The sequence below is a fragment of the Siphonobacter sp. BAB-5385 genome (genome assembly GCF_002261125.1).
Lineage (GTDB): Bacteria > Bacteroidota > Bacteroidia > Cytophagales > Spirosomataceae > Siphonobacter.
Genome location: NZ_NMPS01000248.1, coordinates 16,817 through 34,309, shown reverse-complemented (window position 1 = coordinate 34,309; position 17,493 = coordinate 16,817). Strand labels below are relative to the sequence as shown.

At 49.5% G+C, this 17,493-nt stretch carries 21 protein-coding genes and 1 tRNA gene; 16 read left to right on the top strand and 6 right to left on the bottom strand.

The genetic code is table 11. The annotated features are described in order from the left end of the window. Positions 1-32 precede the first annotated feature (32 nt). Complete coding sequence (locus tag BWI93_RS26110; RefSeq protein WP_094816877.1) at positions 33-704, bottom strand: 4'-phosphopantetheinyl transferase superfamily protein; 672 nt, start codon at positions 702-704, stop codon at positions 33-35. A 106-nt stretch (positions 705-810) separates the two neighbouring features. Here BWI93_RS26110 and BWI93_RS26105 point away from each other — a divergent pair, with 106 nt between their 5' ends. From BWI93_RS26105 to BWI93_RS26080, 6 genes are all read left to right on the top strand, one after another. After that, entirely contained in the window at positions 811-1,725 is a 915-nt protein-coding gene (locus tag BWI93_RS26105) for a WD40 repeat domain-containing protein (protein ID WP_094816876.1), read from the top strand. A gap of 130 nt (positions 1,726-1,855) precedes the next feature. Then, on the top strand, positions 1,856-2,596 hold the full coding sequence (locus BWI93_RS26100; RefSeq protein ID WP_094816875.1) for a DivIVA domain-containing protein: 741 nt from the start codon (positions 1,856-1,858) through the stop codon (positions 2,594-2,596). Between the two features lie 35 nt (positions 2,597-2,631). Then, entirely contained in the window at positions 2,632-2,982 is a 351-nt protein-coding gene (folB, locus tag BWI93_RS26095) for a dihydroneopterin aldolase (protein WP_094816880.1), read from the top strand. Positions 2,983-3,034: 52 nt separating this feature from the next. Then, a complete protein-coding gene (locus BWI93_RS26090; RefSeq protein ID WP_094816874.1) occupies positions 3,035-3,238 on the top strand; it encodes a hypothetical protein in 204 nt (67 codons plus the stop codon). A gap of 94 nt (positions 3,239-3,332) precedes the next feature. Next, positions 3,333-3,695 (top strand): hypothetical protein, encoded by a 363-nt coding sequence (locus BWI93_RS26085; RefSeq protein ID WP_094816873.1) that lies wholly within the window; start codon positions 3,333-3,335, stop codon positions 3,693-3,695. Positions 3,696-3,825: 130 nt separating this feature from the next. Then, positions 3,826-4,410, top strand: coding sequence for a hypothetical protein (locus BWI93_RS26080; protein WP_094816872.1), 585 nt, complete (start codon positions 3,826-3,828; stop codon positions 4,408-4,410). A 44-nt stretch (positions 4,411-4,454) separates the two neighbouring features. On the opposite strand, the gene BWI93_RS26075 is transcribed toward BWI93_RS26080, so the two are convergent. Beyond that, positions 4,455-5,690 (bottom strand): nucleoside recognition domain-containing protein, encoded by a 1,236-nt coding sequence (locus BWI93_RS26075; RefSeq protein ID WP_094816879.1) that lies wholly within the window; start codon positions 5,688-5,690, stop codon positions 4,455-4,457. Between the two features lie 133 nt (positions 5,691-5,823). Here BWI93_RS26075 and BWI93_RS26070 point away from each other — a divergent pair, with 133 nt between their 5' ends. Both BWI93_RS26070 and BWI93_RS26065 read left to right on the top strand, forming a co-directional pair. Next, complete coding sequence (locus BWI93_RS26070) at positions 5,824-6,510, top strand: M15 family metallopeptidase (RefSeq protein ID WP_094816878.1); 687 nt, start codon at positions 5,824-5,826, stop codon at positions 6,508-6,510. A 128-nt stretch (positions 6,511-6,638) separates the two neighbouring features. Further along, positions 6,639-6,713, top strand: a tRNA-Val gene (locus BWI93_RS26065). Positions 6,714-6,753: 40 nt separating this feature from the next. On the opposite strand, the gene BWI93_RS26060 is transcribed toward BWI93_RS26065, so the two are convergent. Genes BWI93_RS26060 through BWI93_RS26050 form a run of 3 tightly spaced genes read right to left on the bottom strand, consistent with a single transcriptional unit; the run spans position 6,754 to position 9,711 of the window. Continuing rightward, positions 6,754-7,635 carry a glycosyltransferase family 2 protein gene (locus tag BWI93_RS26060; protein ID WP_094816871.1) on the bottom strand — a complete coding sequence of 294 codons (882 nt, stop codon included), beginning with the start codon at positions 7,633-7,635 and terminating at the stop codon, positions 6,754-6,756. Positions 7,636-7,647: 12 nt separating this feature from the next. Then, positions 7,648-8,592 (bottom strand): glycosyltransferase family 2 protein, encoded by a 945-nt coding sequence (locus BWI93_RS26055; RefSeq protein ID WP_094816870.1) that lies wholly within the window; start codon positions 8,590-8,592, stop codon positions 7,648-7,650. Between the two features lie 45 nt (positions 8,593-8,637). Continuing rightward, positions 8,638-9,711 (bottom strand): AI-2E family transporter, encoded by a 1,074-nt coding sequence (locus BWI93_RS26050; RefSeq protein ID WP_094816869.1) that lies wholly within the window; start codon positions 9,709-9,711, stop codon positions 8,638-8,640. Positions 9,712-9,920: 209 nt separating this feature from the next. Here BWI93_RS26050 and BWI93_RS26045 point away from each other — a divergent pair, with 209 nt between their 5' ends. Further along, a complete protein-coding gene (locus BWI93_RS26045; protein WP_094816868.1) occupies positions 9,921-11,003 on the top strand; it encodes a catalase family protein in 1,083 nt (360 codons plus the stop codon). Between the two features lie 2 nt (positions 11,004-11,005). Here BWI93_RS26045 and BWI93_RS26040 read toward each other — a convergent pair whose 3' ends face one another. Beyond that, the gene (locus BWI93_RS26040) at positions 11,006-11,572 is read right to left on the bottom strand and encodes an alpha-ketoglutarate-dependent dioxygenase AlkB (RefSeq protein WP_255158083.1); all 567 of its coding nucleotides are present in this window, start codon (positions 11,570-11,572) and stop codon (positions 11,006-11,008) included. A gap of 106 nt (positions 11,573-11,678) precedes the next feature. Between BWI93_RS26040 and BWI93_RS26035 the strand changes: the two genes are divergently transcribed. The 7 genes from BWI93_RS26035 to BWI93_RS26010 all read left to right on the top strand — a co-directional run bounded on the left by BWI93_RS26035 (position 11,679) and on the right by BWI93_RS26010 (position 17,491). Continuing rightward, positions 11,679-12,674: an SMP-30/gluconolactonase/LRE family protein gene (locus BWI93_RS26035; RefSeq protein WP_094816866.1), complete on the top strand. Its 996-nt coding sequence runs from the start codon at positions 11,679-11,681 to the stop codon at positions 12,672-12,674. 426 nt (positions 12,675-13,100) lie between these two features. Beyond that, positions 13,101-13,712, top strand: coding sequence for a trans-aconitate 2-methyltransferase (locus BWI93_RS26030; protein ID WP_094816865.1), 612 nt, complete (start codon positions 13,101-13,103; stop codon positions 13,710-13,712). A 455-nt stretch (positions 13,713-14,167) separates the two neighbouring features. After that, on the top strand, positions 14,168-14,536 hold the full coding sequence (locus tag BWI93_RS26025; RefSeq protein WP_094816864.1) for an FdtA/QdtA family cupin domain-containing protein: 369 nt from the start codon (positions 14,168-14,170) through the stop codon (positions 14,534-14,536). Beyond that, a complete protein-coding gene (locus BWI93_RS26020; RefSeq protein ID WP_094816863.1) occupies positions 14,533-15,642 on the top strand; it encodes a DegT/DnrJ/EryC1/StrS aminotransferase family protein in 1,110 nt (369 codons plus the stop codon). The genes BWI93_RS26025 and BWI93_RS26020 overlap by 4 nt, the downstream gene beginning before the upstream one ends. Positions 15,643-15,781: 139 nt before the next feature. After that, positions 15,782-16,066 carry a glycosyltransferase gene (locus tag BWI93_RS29855; protein WP_369679229.1) on the top strand — a complete coding sequence of 95 codons (285 nt, stop codon included), beginning with the start codon at positions 15,782-15,784 and terminating at the stop codon, positions 16,064-16,066. Next, positions 16,056-16,724: a glycosyltransferase gene (locus tag BWI93_RS26015; RefSeq protein WP_369679228.1), complete on the top strand. Its 669-nt coding sequence runs from the start codon at positions 16,056-16,058 to the stop codon at positions 16,722-16,724. The genes BWI93_RS29855 and BWI93_RS26015 overlap by 11 nt, the downstream gene beginning before the upstream one ends. After that, positions 16,721-17,491, top strand: coding sequence for a class I SAM-dependent methyltransferase (locus BWI93_RS26010; RefSeq protein ID WP_094816862.1), 771 nt, complete (start codon positions 16,721-16,723; stop codon positions 17,489-17,491). The genes BWI93_RS26015 and BWI93_RS26010 overlap by 4 nt, the downstream gene beginning before the upstream one ends. The last annotated feature ends 2 nt before the right edge of the window (positions 17,492-17,493 follow it).

Genomic DNA, 17,493 nt, shown 5'->3' with positions numbered 1-17,493 from the left:
AACGGAAAACGGAAAACGGAAAACGGAAAACTCTAAACCGCAGCGGCGGCCGCTCTAAACTTCTCCTCCTGTTCCGCCGCCACCGTCAGCATACAATCTTCAACGCGTATCACCGACAACGCGTATCGAATGCTTTGCTCAGGCGTACGAATCCAGCCGTAAATACGTTCGGCTTCGTCAGCGAAGGGCTCGATGGGAATATTCCCTTTAAAACTCAGTTTTTTCTCGCCGTAAAGTTTGTACAACGCTTCTTTCGCGGTCCAGTATACGGCCAGCCGTTCCAGCTGATGGTCTGCGTGATCCCATTCGTCTTCACTCAAAAATTTGCGGGCAACTACGGATAATTTCTCGCTGACTGGTTCAATATCCAGCCCCACCCGAGCCGCCGGATGCCACACGACTGCGGCAAATCGCAGGGAGTGCGAGAGAGAAAAATGACTCTCTGTATTCTCCAAAAAAGGTTTATCGTATGAATCCTTCCGAATTCCGTGGTACGTTTCGCCCACCGATTCAATCAACGTTTGGATCAGAATCCGGCTGGCCAGAAACTCCCTTTGTTTTTGCGGATGATGAATTGCCGCGTACGCTGCTACATCTGCCGGACTTCCCCGGAAGGCTCTTTGCAGATCCTCCAAATCTTCCGTAATTTCCCAGAGAGCAACCCTCCCTCGCCCCTCAAAAGGCCGTATCCAAACCAATGGCATTCGATTATGCTTAATTTTAGGGCAAAAATAGAAAATCCTCAAGGACTTGGTACACAACCGTTCGTTTCGAGGTTTACCCTTTGGGGTGCGAAGTACCTAACGAGCTATGCGATTACACATTGAAAAAATAGATACGTTTGCGGGTCACCGGGATGCGATTTACGCCCTGGAGGCCGCACTGGAACCGGGCCAGTTTTTTTCCTCCGGTAGCGATGGCCTGGTCATTCGCTGGGATTTAGCCCGACCCGATCTGGGCGAACTGGTCGCCCGCATCCCTGCCTCGGTATACGCCTTGAAGATGGATGACCAAACAGGTTTGCTGTGGGTAGGACAAAATTTTAATGGCATTCACCGGATCGATCCGCAGAGCAAAATAGAGCAGGATTCGATTCAACTGACGGCCTCGCCCATTTTCGATATTTGCCTGTTCGAAAATCTGGCTCTGGTGGCTCAGGGCGATGGTACAGTGACGATCCTGGACCGGGAGCTTTTTCAGGTACGCAAGCATTTAAAGGCTAGTAATGCCTCCGCCCGAAGCATCGACGTCAATCCGTTTAGTCAGGAATTTGCCGTAGGTTATAGCGATAATACCATCAAAATTTTTGATTTGAACACGCTATCGCTGAAATTTATCATCGCCGCTCACACGCAATCCGTCTTTACGGTTCGTTATTCTCCCGACGGTCGCTGGCTGCATTCGGGTGGTCGTGATGCTCATTTAAAAACCTGGGCGGTTGCGGACCCCTACCGGTTACATCAGGATGTGGTGGCTCATTTGTTCGCTATTAATCACCTGACGTACAGTCCCAATCATCAGAAAATTATCACCGCCAGTATGGATAAAACGCTAAAAATCTGGGATGCGGCCAGCCTTCGTCTGCTGAAAGTACTGGACTGGGCCCGCTTTGCCGGTCACCGTACTTCCATCAACCGAGCGTTGTGGTTACCCGTCGAAGCCGGACTCATTTCTGCTTCGGATGATCGACTGCTTTCGGTTTGGAAAGTAACCGAACAGCCTTAAAAGCTGTTTTTTGGAAATAAGATCATATTTCAGGCCGAAATGTGATGGGATTGGATAAATTTGAATGTAGAAACCTTCACAAACCCGACCCGGAAGCTCTTTTCCCGTAGGGTTTCTCCCCGATACCAACATGAAAATTACACCACTTGATATTCGCAAACAATCGTTCGAACGCGTGTTCCGGGGTTATGACAAAGATGCAGTAGACGCGTTTTTGTCCACGCTTTCGCAGGAATGGGAACGTCTGATGGACGAAAATCGCCTGTTACACGAACGTATCGAACGTACCGAAAGTGATTTCAGCAAACTGAAGGCCCTTGAAAACACCCTGTACAAGACCCTTCAGACGGCTCAGACGACCAGTCAGGAAATGGCGGTAAAAGCTCAGGAAGAGTCACAGAAAAAAGTGGTAGAAGCCCATCAGCAGGCCGAAGAAGCCCTCAGCAACGCTCGTAAAGAAGCCAATATGCTTTTGATGAATGCCGAAAACAAAGCCCGGTATATCATCGAAGAGGCTGTTAATGAGCTAAAGGGACTTGAACGCGACATCAAGGCCATCGATAAATACAAACAAACGCTGCTTTCGCAGATTAAAGAATACGCCGGCGAGACACTCGAACGGGCCCAGCGATTTGAAGAACGCTCGCACCAGATTCCGTTTGAAGAAAAAGCCGCGGAACTGAACAACGTACTCGCGAGTATTCCGGCTACGCAACCCCTGGCCGAATTGCCACCGGTAGAGATTCAGGAAGAAATACTACCTACGGTTGCCGAGGTGACAGCCGCTCCGGAACCAACACCGGCAGAAGTTCCTCAGGAACCCGTTCAGGCGGAACACAAGGAAGAAGGTTCGTTCTTCGATAAAATCTAACAATGCACGGGAGCGGAAACGCTCCCCTTTTTTTCATGGGAACAATTGCCTTAGAAGGTCTGGAATTCTTTTCCTACCACGGTTTTTACGAAGAAGAACAAAAAATTGGAAATCGGTACTCCATCGATGTGATCATTACCGTTGACTTTCAGCAGGCGGCCATTCACGACAAACTGAGTGAGACCGTTAACTACGCCAAGGTCTACGAAATCGTATCCGTTATCATGCGACATTCGCATAAGTTGCTCGAACATATTGCTTATCAGATCATTCAGGGCATCCGTGAAAAGTACCCGCATGTGGAGAAGATTGCAGTTTCGGTTTCCAAGTACAATCCGCCCGTAGGCGGCGTATGCGAGCGTTCCCGGGTGACGCTGGAAGGCTAAACTGGCATGAATTTAGTACAGGTCGTTGTCCATCAACCAAACGATCATACGAATGGATTACAAACTGGTAGACCCAAAAGAAGAAGCTTTTCACAACGAATATTTTGAAATCAGCTTTGATGAGCAACGGCACAAAAGCCTGTATTTTACTTCAAATGCTGAAATTCTGGAAGATGTGGCTGCCGAGATCGTAGCCCGTCACGCCGAAAATACGCCCGGCTGGCGAATCATTCCGCACCCGAAAATTCAGCATTAGTAGTCCAGTTTGTCGACGCTTTAGTCTTCATGACCCGCAATTTTGCGGGTTTCTTTTTGTTGAATAGATTTGGTCAAACAAAACCACTATTCCGATGAAAGCTTTACTTATTGTCCTGGCACTAGCGTATTCAGCAGAAGCCAAATCTATTCTCCAAGTTGCTCAAATTCAAACCCGTATTCAGGCTGACAGTACGCAATGGAAAGAATACGTGGGAAAATACAAGGGCGTTGAGGGGGTATTTGAATCGTTTATGGTTACCATCGAAGACGGAAAATTGATGGCCGAAGCCATTGGTCAGGGCAAGGGAGAACTGCTCGCTTCACCGAATGCAGCCGACACCTTTACCGTGCCTGGTTACGAAGCCACCATTGTTTTTGTCCGGGATGCGGATAAAAAAGTAATCAAGTACCAGATGTCGGTACAGGGTCAGACTTTCGAAGGAGATAAGCTTTAATCTGCTTTCCTTTGAGTAAGGTACCGTTTACAGCCAGCCGCTCCGCTGGCTGTTGGTTTTCGTACCCGGCTTTAGCTGAAAACAGCTAGTTTTGTCAAAAAATAAGACGATACGTCTACTCATTGCACTTATGGCCTTACGTACGCTCGTTAAAATTTCCAATATCACTAACTTATCCGATGCCCGCTATTGTGCGGGGATGTACGTCGAATGGCTGGGGTTTTCCATGGATACCATTGCACTGGAAAAATTCAGCGAAATCAGAGGCTGGCTGGCGGGTGTATCCATTGTGGGTGAAACCGAGGCTACCGATTTGACTACGATTCAGTCGCTGGTCGAGGCGTATAAGCCGGATGTTTTGCAGATCAGTCATCCCGAACTGGTAGCCGAAGCGAAAACGCTGGGACTTCCCATTATTCTAAAACTCGATCTGGCGGAAGGCTTACCAACCGAACTCGACGGAGCCGATTATTACCTGATTGAGCATTCCGATCCGTTTATTCACCTCGATACCCCTACGCTGGGCTATCTCGATCAGTTTGCGTTCAAGTACCCCACTCTGCTGGGTTTTGGGTTAAATGAAATGAATGTACTCGAAGTACTCAAGCAGATTCCCATCAAAGGCATTGCCCTCTTCGGTGGTGAAGAAACCCGCCCCGGTTACAAGGAATTTGGCGAAATGATGGACATTCTCGAACGTCTCGACGAAGATTGAGATCGTATCTGCTTCCCGAAGGCGTACCTTCGGGAAGCTTCTTTTTAACCAAAGAACAGGTATCCCACCGCAATAGCTGCCACAATTCCGGCCAGATCGGCTACCAGTCCGGCCCAGAGCGTATAGCGGGTATTCTTCACATTTACCGAGCCGAAATACAGGGCAATCACGTACAGAATGGTATCGGCCGAACCCTGGAAAATACAGGCCAGTCGCCCGACGAACGAATCCGCTCCAAAGGTTTTCATCGTATCAATCATCATCGCCCGCGAACCGCTCCCGCTTAAGGGGTGCATCAGAGCCGTGGGCAGGGCATCCACCCATTCCGTGCGGATGGGCAGGAAGCTGAACCCCCAGCGAAAACCATCCACTACGTACCCCAAGGCTCCGGAATTTCGCAGGACCCCAATGGCCACCAGCATGCCCACCAGGTATGGAATGATACGTACGGAGGTTTCAAAGCCCCCTTTGGCTCCTTCGATGAAGCTGGAAAATACGTCTACTTTTTTACGAAAAGCGATTCCCAGAAAAGACAGGACAAAGCCAAACAGCACCACGTTACTGAATACTTTGGAGAACGTTTCAATGCCCTCTTTCGATAAGGTGGTCAGGTACGCCAGCAAAGCCACAATTGCCAGCGTCAGGCCGCCCAGCCAGGTCAGAATGGTACGATCCAGCAGATTGATTTTCTGACGGAACGCCACAAACAGTAATCCCACCAGCGTAGCGACGTAGGTGGCAATGAGACAGGGAATGAAAATGTCCGAAGCATCGGCGGCTCCGTACACGGCCCGCTGGGCCATTACGCTCAGGGGGATCAGCACCGGACCCGCCGAGTGCAGGGTCATGAACATGATCTGAGCGTTGGTCGCGACCTCTTTATTCGGATTCAGTTCCTGCAAACTTTGCATGGCTTTTAGTCCAAAGGGTGTGGCTGCATTATCCAGCCCGAGCATATTGGCCGAAAAGTTCATGATCATTTGCCCGTGAGCCGGGTGATCTCTAGGTACTTCGGGAAAGAGCTTATTGAAAAACGGCCCAATCCGTCGGGCCAGAAAGCCAATGACACCCGCCTCTTCACCCACTTTCAGTATCCCCAGAAAAAAGGTCATGACACCCGCCAGCGGTAAGGCAATTTTCATGACGGCCACTTCCGCCGACTCGAACATGCCATCGACCAGCAGCTTAAAAATTTCAGTATCGCCGAAGAAGATTAACTTGAAGAGGGCCACCACAAACGCCACCAGGAAAAAGCCAATCCAGAGGTAATTAAGAGCCATGAGGGAAGTAATGCAGAAACAGTTGAGCCCTGAATTTCGCTCAAAATGGCTAAAAATGGTACCTTCCCGGAAAAAGAAAAACAAAAAGGTCGGCAATTGGGTATACCTTCACGTGTATTCCCAACCGGATTGTATGATTGTACTAAAGTCTTTTGCCCTTTCGCTGACCCTGCTTTTCTGTGCGTCGTATACAGATCGCCCGGCTGCCTGTGACGATGAAATAAGTCTCGAAAAAGCGGGCCTGGTGGATGTGAAGCAGGTCGATCCCAGTTTGTTAGTGGATCTGAAGTATTCAACGACCGATAATTTCGTTCACAAAGACGTATATGGCTGCATTACGCGGTGTTTTCTCCAGAAGGAAACCGCCGAAAAACTCAAAAAAGCCCACAAGTATCTGAAGAAGCATCATCCCGAACTACGCTTGCTGGTCTACGACGGGGTTCGTTCCCGGAAGGTGCAATGGAAACTCTGGGAAGCCCTGCCGCAGTATGCTCCCAAGTATCGCACCAATTACGTCGCTCATCCGACGCGTGGCTCCATTCACAACTACGGCTGTGCGGTGGATCTGACGGTAGCTACCGCCGATGGTAAGGCTCTCGACATGGGTACGCCATTCGATTTCTTCGGCAGTGAAGCCTATCCCCGCAAAGAAGCCGAAATGCTCCAGCAGGGTAAGATTACCAAAACGCACGTGGCGAACCGGGAGATTCTACGACAAGCCATGACCGCTGGCGGCTTCATGGGGATCACCAGCGAGTGGTGGCACTTCAACGCGATGAGTCTGGCCCAGGCCAAAGCCAAATACACGATTGTAGAGTAAAATTTTTGCTTCTGATTTTCAGAGGACTATAAATTTTTTAAAACTTTTTTTGGACAGATAGTTGCGTAAGGCCGTTTTCATTCCGTATGTTTGCAGCCCCAAACGACAGGGAAACAGAAATAAAAAAAGGGTGATTAGCTCAGCTGGTTCAGAGCATCTGCCTTACAAGCAGAGGGTCGGGGGTTCGAATCCCTCATCACCCACCCTTTTAAAGCCTCGCTTTTCAGCGAGGCTTTTTTGTTGTTACAGCATACACCAGCAGCCTTCTACTTCGGCTTCCGTATAGGCTCCGTATTTTTCCGGATGCAGGGTTTTCAGTAAGGCCGCCCGACTCGACGTTCCGTGCAACAGGGTATGCACTTTTGCTTTCCAATGCGTCATGAAATCCCGCAAGGCCAGGTCTTCCTCCCGAAGCATGCCGTACAGCAACGCCAGATGCGGAGCGTACTGTTCGTAAATTTGCAGAATTTCCTCCTGCCGGGCCGAACCGCCCGTACCCGTTTTGTGCGACTCATGCAGCCGGTAGACGGACAAACAATCTTCCACGTACTGAAACTTCAGTTTTTGCTGCTCGGCCCGCAGAAACCATTCCCAGTCAAAGGCAAAGTGTAAATCTTCCCGCAAGGGGCCCGCTTGCTCCCAGGCCGATCGCGTCCAGAAGGTCGAGGGTTGAATGATGTAATCTTCATTGACCAGCGATACCCGCTGCATTTTTTCAGCCACGTCACTCCGCAACGATTCCGTCTCGCTTTGCTTTTCCTGAAGATGCCAGCAATTGCCAAATACCAGGTCCGCTTCCTGCAAAATGGGATGGATCTGAGCCAGGGTACCGGGCATATATAGATCGTCGCTGTTGAGCCAGCCCAGAATGGCTCCCGTACTCCGGGCAAAGCCTTTGTTGATGGCGTGACTTTGTCCACGATCGGGCGTGCTTTCCCAAAATGCCAGGTATTTACTGTAGCGACGGATAATCTCCACGCTTTCATCCGTACTACCGCCGTCGATAATCAGGTATTCCAGCTTAGGATACTGCTGGTCGAGTACGGAAACGATGGTTTCTTCAATGAATGCTCCCTGGTTATACGAAGGAGTAACGATGGTGATTGTAGGGAAGAAGGTGGTCATGAACCTGTTGATTTACTTCGTTCGAGTCATTCGAAACGCCCGGACGAGGCACACTAGTATGCCCCATTGAAAGGTTCGTTGCAGCCGTCGGGCGACGGGCAGTACATAGCTATACGGAATGCCCCGATAGTGATTCCGCACGACGCGTTTGAGATTTCGCCAGGCTTCTTCCGTGATCTGCTCGCGGGAAAGGCCGTAGCAATTGGCGTCCGCTTCGTTGAAGTACCGGGTAATCCATTCGATAAAATCCAGGTGTCCAAAAATGATTTCTTTTGCCTGATGATGGGCCGTGGAAGAAATACTGGAACCGCTGTACCGCCAGCGGATTTTCGGTCCGGGCATACTGTACAATCCTTTCGGATGAGCGAAATGAATGGCCGTTGCCCAGTCCGAAGCCTGGGCGTAAGGAAAATCAACGTAACCACCCAGGGTTTTGTACGTAGCACGCCGCACGATTTGATCGGGCATGACGTTGCCCCGTTCGTCCCGCAAAATGTGCCAGGCCAGCTGCATGGCGTTTTCGACAACCGGGCTGTTTTCATGTTCCCGAATGATCTGATTCTGGTCATTAATTACCCGGGAATTGAAACGGTAAATGTCGTATTGTTCCTGCGTTTGTAGTAAACTTTGGTAGAACACGTCTACGCAGTCCTTCTCCATCAGATCATCATCCGCGAAAAGCCAGATCCATTCTTCATCCTGTACCAACTCTACACAGCGTTTCCAGTGCTGCACCAACTTTTTCGCTCCCAGATTTTCAGGGAAACGATGATACACCAGGTTCAGTTGAGTCGCGTAGGTATCACAAATAGATTTCAGGTCGTGCGGACTGCCATCATCGCCTACGTACAGGGTAAATTTCTGGTTGGTCTGAGCCGCGATACTCGCCAGCGTTTCAGCCAGGTACAACGCTTTGTAGGCGGGAATGACGATTGCTAAGGAAGATAGATGAGACACGGTGGTAGATTGACGGCCTCAAAGTAACGCAATTCGACGCCGAAATCATACCTCCACGGAATCATCCTTCAGCGTATCCTGAATATACAGCATCTTCACCAGTACCAATACTACGGCCATAATCGGTGTAGCCAGGATCATGCCCAGAATACCTGAGAAAACACCCACGATCAACTGAGCGATCAGTACCAGAGCGGGCGGAATGTTTATCATCTTTTTTTGTACCAGTGGTGTCAGCAAACTACTTTCGATCGCCTGAATGCCTACGTAGAGCAGTACCACGTAGAAGGCCTGTTCCGGACTATTCATTAACGCAAACAATACGGCCGGTACCAACGCCATAATCGGACCGATGTTCGGAATAAAGGCCGTTATGGCCGCAAACAGACCCAGGGCCCCCGCTAGCGGCACGCCCATAATCCATAAACCCAGAAAGGTTAAAATTCCCACAAAGGTCATCGAGATTAACTGCCCCATTAGCCAGTGAACCAGCGTATCGGCTACTTTATTGAGTACTTCACTGGCTCGCTTCCGGGACTTCTGTGGAATCATCAAGACAATGCCCTTATGATAGAGCCGGGGTTGTACCGCAATGAAAATGCCCAGGAAAATGATGACGTACAGGTCGGCAATGGTACCGAAGGTGGACGAAAGAACGCCTGAAGCCTGCGACATCCATTTTTCCCGACGCTGCATGAGTTCATCGGTCGTCGGAATACTGGAGAGAATCTGCTCTCCCAGTTTACTCCGGGAAACCTGCTTCTGAAAATTGGCAATAGCCTCAGGAGCATCTTCTTTCAAAGTACTCACCTGATCGCCCACGGCCGAGGATAGAATCCAGAAAATGCCGACGATGGCTCCCAGTACTGTCAAGGAAACGAGTACCATACAAACCCCCTCTTTCCACTTGGTCTTCTTGCTGACCCAGTGTGCTGCCGCCCGCAAAGGCAGAGCTACTAGCAAGGAAGCAATGATCAGTAATAAAATATCAAAGCTAAATCCGAGCAACAGCGTGCCCAGAACGAAGATAAGCGTGATGCCTACAGCAATGCATACGCGTTGGATAAAGGTGTATTCAGGCTGTTGTACAGCCGTGTTGGAAGTGGTTGTAGGTTGCATACGTACTTTTTTCAGGAAAGTTTCGGGATAAAGGCCAGTGGGACATCCGGAAGCGGGCCTTTATGCTTTGAATTTTCAAAAAAAATGTTCCTTCCCTCTCTACTGTTTAAAAAGATGGGTCAGGCCCAACTGCTTCCGACGCCAGGCCTTCTTGCTGTGATGGGCAGGATTTTTTAGGGTAATTAGTCTTTCACCAGCACTATCCCTGCATGCCTACGTACGTACCCTACTCCGACGCAATTGAAGTAATCCAGCCCCGGGAAGAAGAAATTTCCAATGAAATTGTTGAATCAATGGCCCGGATCAATCGCCTGATGTTCGACAAATACCGTCACGCCATCCGCGATGCCCACGCCAAAAGTCATGGCATTCTTAAAGCCGAATTGCACGTCTACCCGAACCTGCCGGAACCGCTGGCTCAGGGCGTCTTTCGGGAGCCGCGAACGTATCCGGTTATCGTCCGGTTTTCGACGGCACCGGGTAGTATTCAACCCGACGGCGTTGGGGCTCCGCAAGGCATGGCTCTCAAGCTTGTGGGGGTGGAAGGTCCGAAATTTCTTCCGGAAGAGGCCAATGCCGTTACACAGGATTTTCTGCTGGTGAATAATCCCGTCATTCCTTTTGGTACGATTTATCAATACCTGGATCAGCAGAAAACGCTGGAACGCGAGGCGAAAAGTCCCGAAGAAATGCAGAAACTGATTGCTCAGGCGGGTCGAACGGCCAATAAAGTACTGGATGCTTTGGGTATTCAGAAGGAGATTGCGGGCGTGCAGGTCAAGCATATTTTGGGCGAAACCTTTTTCAGTATGGCCGCTCTTCGGTACGGGGATTACGTGGCGAAAGTACGGGCAACGCCGTTATCCACTTCGGTCAAACTACTGACCGGCGAAGAAATCGATACGAGCAACCATGATTCAGCCATTCGGGATGCGGTCGTAAAATTTTTCAAAAAGCAGTCGGCGGAGTACGAAATTCAGGTACAGCTCTGTACCGATTTGCAAACGATGCCCGTGGAAGATGGCTCGGTCGAATGGCCCCAGCAGCAGAGCCCCTACCAACCCGTCGCCCGCTTGGTCATTCCCCCTCAAGAAGCTTATAGTCCGGCCCGCCGTGTCTACGCTGACGACGTACTCTCCTTTAATCCGTTTCACTGTTTGCCCGAACATCGGCCGCTGGGCAACATTATGCGAATACGCCGCAAGGCCTACGAAGTATCGTCGCAGTACCGTCACCACATGAATGCCCAGCCCCGTTTGGAACCCCGTAGTATTGAGGATTTACCCGACTGAATCTAGCCGTACAGCGTCCGGAAGGTCAGGTTGATGCGGGGTTCGGTGACTTGAGTCGTACGCGGAATGCGGTGTTCCCAGTAGTGCTGCGTTTCGCCCTGCATCAGGAGCACACTGCCGTGGGTTAGTTCTATGGAACGAACCAGCTTTTTGTCGGTATAATGCCGAAACTGAAAGAGCCGACTGGCTCCCAGACTTACGGAAGCGACTACTGGATTGGTACCGAGTATTTTTTCATTGTCACGATGCCAGCCCATGGCGTCCTGTCCGTCGCGGTACAGATTCAGCAGTACATTGGTAAAACGATCATCTGGGTCAATACGATTTTTAATGATTCGCAGGGCTGGCGTCCAGTCGATGGGTTGCATGGTAATGCCCGAGTACGCATAGGCCTTATCCAGATCGCCCGCCCAGGCCGTTAGCCGCGGCTGCATGACTTCTTTGCCAAAGATTCGAATGGGCTCCTGTTTCCAGGGAATTTCTTCGTACAGTTGTTGCAAGAGTACATCGCTTTCTTCGACCGAAAAAAACGATTGATATAAAAATACTTCGCCCTGATAGGGTAACAAATTGGGGACCTGGTTTGTATTCATTCGAAACAAAACTAAAAACGCTTCTGTCCGTAGTCAATCCGAAACTTGCGGAAGATGTTTACCATTCAAAACCTATTTTTTCATGAAACGATTGCTTCTACTCATCAGTACCCTTTGCTGGGCGTATGCATTATCGGCTCAGGTTTACCCAACCCTGGGAAAAGTCGTACGCCTTGACCCAGCTCTGGAGGCCATTCTTCCAGCAAATGCGACCATCGAAGTGCTGGCGTCCGGTTTTCAATGGACTGAAGGCCCCGTCTGGGTAGCGAAAGGTGGCTATCTCCTCTTTTCAGATACGAAGCAAAATACGATTTTTAAGTGGCACCCTACCGAAGGCCTGCGTACGTTTCTGAAACCAGCCGGCTATACGGGAATCGGTACCTACGGCGACGAACCTGGATCCAATGGTCTGATCCTCAACAGTAAAGGCGAACTAGTTGCCTGCGAACACGGGGATCGCCGCCTTTCGGTTATGCCTTTATCGGGTGGCGGAAAGCGTACCCTGGCCGATCAGTGGCAGGGCAAACGCCTGAATTCGCCTAACGATGTTTGTCAGCATTCCTCAGGAGCCTACTATTTTACCGACCCCCCGTATGGGTTGCCTCAAAAAGAGAAAGACAAAACCCGGGAGATCGAAGCTTTCGGCGTTTATCGACTCGATCCCGATGGTACGGTTACGCAGGTCATCAGCGATTTGAAACGGCCCAACGGCGTAGCTTTATCCCCCGATGAAAAAACCTTGTATATCGGTCAGTCCGACGATACGCAACCGTATGTGATGGCCTACCCCATGCAACCTGATGGCTCGCTCGGCAAGGGTCGGATTTTCTACGATCTTACGCCGCTGAATCGCCAGGGCCTCTCCCGTGCCCCGGATGGTCTGTGTACGGATGTACGCGGGAATGTGTACACGACCGGTGGTGGAGGACTAGTAATTCTCAGCCCGCAGGGGAAATTGCTGGGCCGTCTGGAACTGAGTGCCGCTACGTCCAACTGCTCCTTCAGTCCGGATGGATATTTGTATATAACTGCTGAAAACTACTTATGCCGGATCAAAACACTTACGAAAGAAAAATAGGCAGGTTAAGGCTTTTTATCACGTATACAACGAATAGGCATTGGAACACCCTGTCGAATACTCATTTTATTAATTTTCATGAAGATTCCCTTTGTACGTTGCTTTTAACTACTAATTAAACAATCGAATAGCTTACTAAAACTTCATGTAAAATTACCTTTCCAGATAAACTGTTTACCTTAAAGTTCCACCGACCAATTAAGCTTATTCATTCAATATTCATTAGTTAAAAAACATAATATACTGGTAATCAATAAAATTTTATGAGCCCAGGATTGGATTTATACTGCCATCAGGCTTTCTTTGAAGCTGGCTGTTTTTTCTTTTCCCAGGGCCATTCCTTGCTCTCCAGCAGCTCCGCCAGTATCCTTACCCGAGTACCAAAACACGTAATTCTCAACTGATTCAGCGTCAGACCGAACCACTATGAACACGTATCATGAGTATGTTATTCACAACGGAGAATTCATTGGTAAATTTGAAGAGATGTATCAGCGGTTTGAAGACCCCTGGAAGCAGTCTCATCAGCCCAATCCGTACGGACGTCAGTGTGCCATTCTTAATCTGAAACGCTTTGGCATTCAATCCCTCATTGAATTTGGCTGTGGCTTAGGCTATTATAGCAACTGGATTCATCAGGAAACGGGCATTGTTCCGATAGGTTATGACATTAGCGAAACGGCCATCAGCAAAGCCCGGCAGCAATTTCCCCAGCTGGATTTTCGGACGGGGGATATCGTACAGGTGCTTCAGGAACCTTTGCCCGTAGATGCCATCCTGCTGGCTGAAATTGGCTGGTACATTCTTCAGGACCTGGACGAAATTATTGAGCTGCTTTACAAAAATTACGCAGGAAAGTATCTGATTAATAATCAGGTTTTTTACAAAGGTACCCAGCAGTTTGGCAGAGACTATTTCACAACCCTTCAGGAGTACATCAATTACATGCCTTTCAAGCTCATCGGGTATACCGAAGCAACGACAGTGGAAGATTCAACGATTGACACTTCGACGCTTTTCAAAATAGAGATTAAATAGGCATTTGTTCAGAAACCCCTTCTTATTTCCGGCCTGATTGTACTAGAAAACCGCCTTTAAAAGCTGCTCGTCTAAAATAATCGTTCGTAGGCTATTTCGTATCGAACTTACTTCAGCGTCCGGTTCTAACGGGTCGTTTGAGAGGGCTTTTTGCCTCGTTTCATATCCACAAGTCATTTAATCTTTTTAATAGAATTATAATTCCGCTCGACTAAATGACAATTTATTGCTACTTTTCGATTCAAACAAGCGACCAAATAATTAACCCCAGTGAATAACTCATGCCAAACTTCTTCTTCCCCTTCTAAGGGTAGGCCACCATTTTTTATAGTCCAACAAACAAGAATGCTGTTTCATTGTAAAGAATAAATGGCAATTTTGAGAATTGTTAAGGTCCCGCCACCCAGAACATCCCAAGCACTCTATTCACATCTATATAACTTTTAAGTTCGTTCATGGCCACTCTAGTAGAGCTGGATACATTCGGTACCGCTGAGATCGGTTATTTGGGAGTATTTGAGAAAATATTGCCAGGAGATATCAAAAGGGCCTTTTTCGTGTATGGCGTTCCTCAGGATCATCAGCGGGCCAAACACGGTCATTTGCAGTCACATCAGGCGTTGGTTTGTCTAAACGGCAGTTGTCGGATTGAAATTACTAATCAGTCAGGAACCACACAGTACAACTTAAACTCCCCGCAAAAATGCCTAGTCGTTGAACCTGCCGACTGGCTGATGATGGATCAGTTTTCGACCGGTTCGGTTTTACTAGTACTTTCTAATTATTATTACGATTTAGACGATTATTTCTACGAAAAGCCATGATTGCCCACCTGGACTTAGGTCGGGAAAACCGACCTTATGAAACTGAGCTATTAGCCGCTGCTCAACGCGTGCTCACTTCCGGATGGTACATTCTGGGAAAAGAACTGGCGGCCTTTGAAACGGAGTGGGCTCGTTACTGTGGTACTTCGCACTGCCTGGGTGTAGGCAATGGCCTGGATGCTCTGACGTTGATTTTCAAAGCCCTGGAGCTTCCCGCGGGTAGTGAAGTAATCGTACCGGCTCATACCTATGTGGCCTCCGTACTGAGCATTACCAATGCCGGGCTCGTTCCTCGCTTTGTGGAACCCGACATGGCCACCTACAATATCGATCCTCAGTTGATTGAAGCCCAGATTACGGACCAGACCCGGGCTATTTTAGTGGTACATCTCTATGGCAAATGCTGTGACATGAAGCCCATCTGGGAATTAGCCCGTCGGTATAATCTAAAGATTGTAGAAGACGCGGCTCAGTCTCACGGAGCCTTGTATCAGGGACAAAAAGCGGGAAATCTGAGTGATGCAGCTGCTTTTAGTTTTTATCCGACCAAAAACCTGGGAGCCCTGGGCGATGCCGGAGCGGTGACTACGAATGACGCTGAACTGGCCCGTCGTATCACGCTGCTCCGCAATTACGGTTCGGAGATAAAATACTACAATGAATTGCAGGGAACCAATAGTCGGCTGGATGAAATTCAGGCGGCCCTCCTGCGGGTAAAGTTACCGAACCTGGAGGCCGACAACCAGCGGAGACGGCACATTGCCCATCGGTTTTTAACGGAAATCCAGAATTCCCTTTTGCAACTCCCCGCCGCTCAAACCTACGATCAGGACGTCTGGCACTTGTTTGTAGTTCGGGCTCCGCAACGGGAAGAATTCATGGCGTATCTGGCCGAACAGGGCATTCAAACGGCCATTCACTATCCCGTACCCCCGCACCAGCAGGTGGCCTACGCCGAGTATCATCACCTTTCCCTGCCGCTGACGGAACAATTGCACCGCGAAGTGGTGAGTTTACCCCTCTACCCTACGCTAACGGATCAGGAAGTGGACCAGATTATTCAGGCGGTGAATGCCTACAGCCTCGTCGTTGCGAATGAGGTATAATGTTTTCGATTTTCTAGTTTACTGTTTTCAGTGGTACCGGCAATCGATAGAGGTCATTTAAATACTGGGGCGTCCGGCGTTTGTATGGAGCGTAACTTTAGGAAAAACTCAAACCAAACTGGAAAAAGAAAACTCAAAATTGAACATTCTACGCATGGACATCAGTGTCATCATTCCGGTTTACAAAAGTGAAAACACGATTGCTCCGCTGGTCGAACGGATTCTGTCAACCCTGCGGACGTACCGGATGGAAATTGTACTGGTGAACGATGGAAGTCCAGACCGTTCAGAAGTCATCTGTACGCAACTGGCTGAACGCTTTCAACAAGTGAAGTTCATTTCACTTCGCCGCAATTTTGGTGAGTTCAACGCCGTCATGTGCGGCCTGCATTACGCCGAGGCGCTACTGCGTGATGATCGATGATGATTTCCAGAATCCTCCTTCCGAAATTCTCAAGCTCGTTGCCGAAGCCGAACGCGGCCAGTACGACGTGGTGTACTCCTATTACCAGACCAAACAGCATTCGCTTTTTCGCAATACGGGCAGCTGGGTTGTCAATCAGATGACGACCCGGTTACTCGACAAACCCCGCGATCTGTACCTGTCGAGTTTCAAGCTGATCCGGCAGGAGGTAGTCCGGGAAATGATTCGCTATACGGGGCCGTATCCGTACCTCGACGGACTCATTTTCCGCGTGACCCGTAACGTGGGCAAGGTAGCCGTCGAACACCACAAACGCGAGGGCGGTTCGAGCTACACGCTACGCAAACTGATTTCCCTGTTTCTTAATATTCTCTTCTGCTATTCGCCCCGACCCATTCGGCTCGTCACCAATACGGGCTTCCTCCTGATTCTCCTGAGTATCCTGGGTAGTTTCACCGAAATGGCGACTTCGCTTTTAAGCAGACACCTACCCGCAACGGATCATCTGATCTGGCTGACGGTGTTTTTTCTGGGAGGCATTCAGCTCGTTGGGCTGGGTTTAGTGGGTGAATACATCGGGAAAATATTCATGACGCAAAACGGACTCCCCCAGTTCGTCGTCAAAAAAACGATTCTTCCGAAAGAAATTTTTTCATGATTGGTAAACGTCAGGAATACGAACGGATGCACGCTACCGAGCAGTCGCTCTGGTGGTATCGAAGTCTACACCGGCGGGTAGCCCGTACCCTTACCGAACGCTTTGGTGAGCGGAAAGAGCTGGCTATTCTGGATGCGGGCTGCGGTACGGGAGGGCTCCTCGAAAGTCTGCGACAGCAGGGCTACCAGCGGCTGGAAGGCTTTGATGCCTCCGAAGATGCCGTTGCTTTTTCACGGGAACGCGGCTTCGAAGTCGCCTTTCATAACCTGCTGGCGGTTGAAAGTTATCACCCGACCCGAACGTACGATGTCATTATCTGCAACGATGTATTCTGTTATCTGACCGATTCGCAAATTGTTCAGATTTTGAAGGAATTTCGGCGGCGACTCCGGCCCGGTGGTATATTCGTCACCAACAATAATGCGTTCCCCTGGCTGGGTGGTACGCACGCGGTAGCTCTGAAAATTCCTAAACGATTTGTACTGCCGGAATTAAAAAAATACGCTCAGCAAACGGGCTTTCACGTCTGGAAAGGCGGCTACTGGAGTTTTTTGCTATTCCCTCCCATCGCGGTCGTTCGGAGCTGGCAAAACCTGCAGCTGAAACGGGGCTGGATCAATGTGGAAACGCTATCTTCGGACGTACACCTGCCCGCCGCTCCCGTCAATCAGCTGTTGAACGGTTGTATGAAACTGGAGGAAACGCTCTTACCGCTGGCTCCGCTGGGCAGTTCAGTATTTACTGTAATGGAAGTGACCCATGGCTGAAC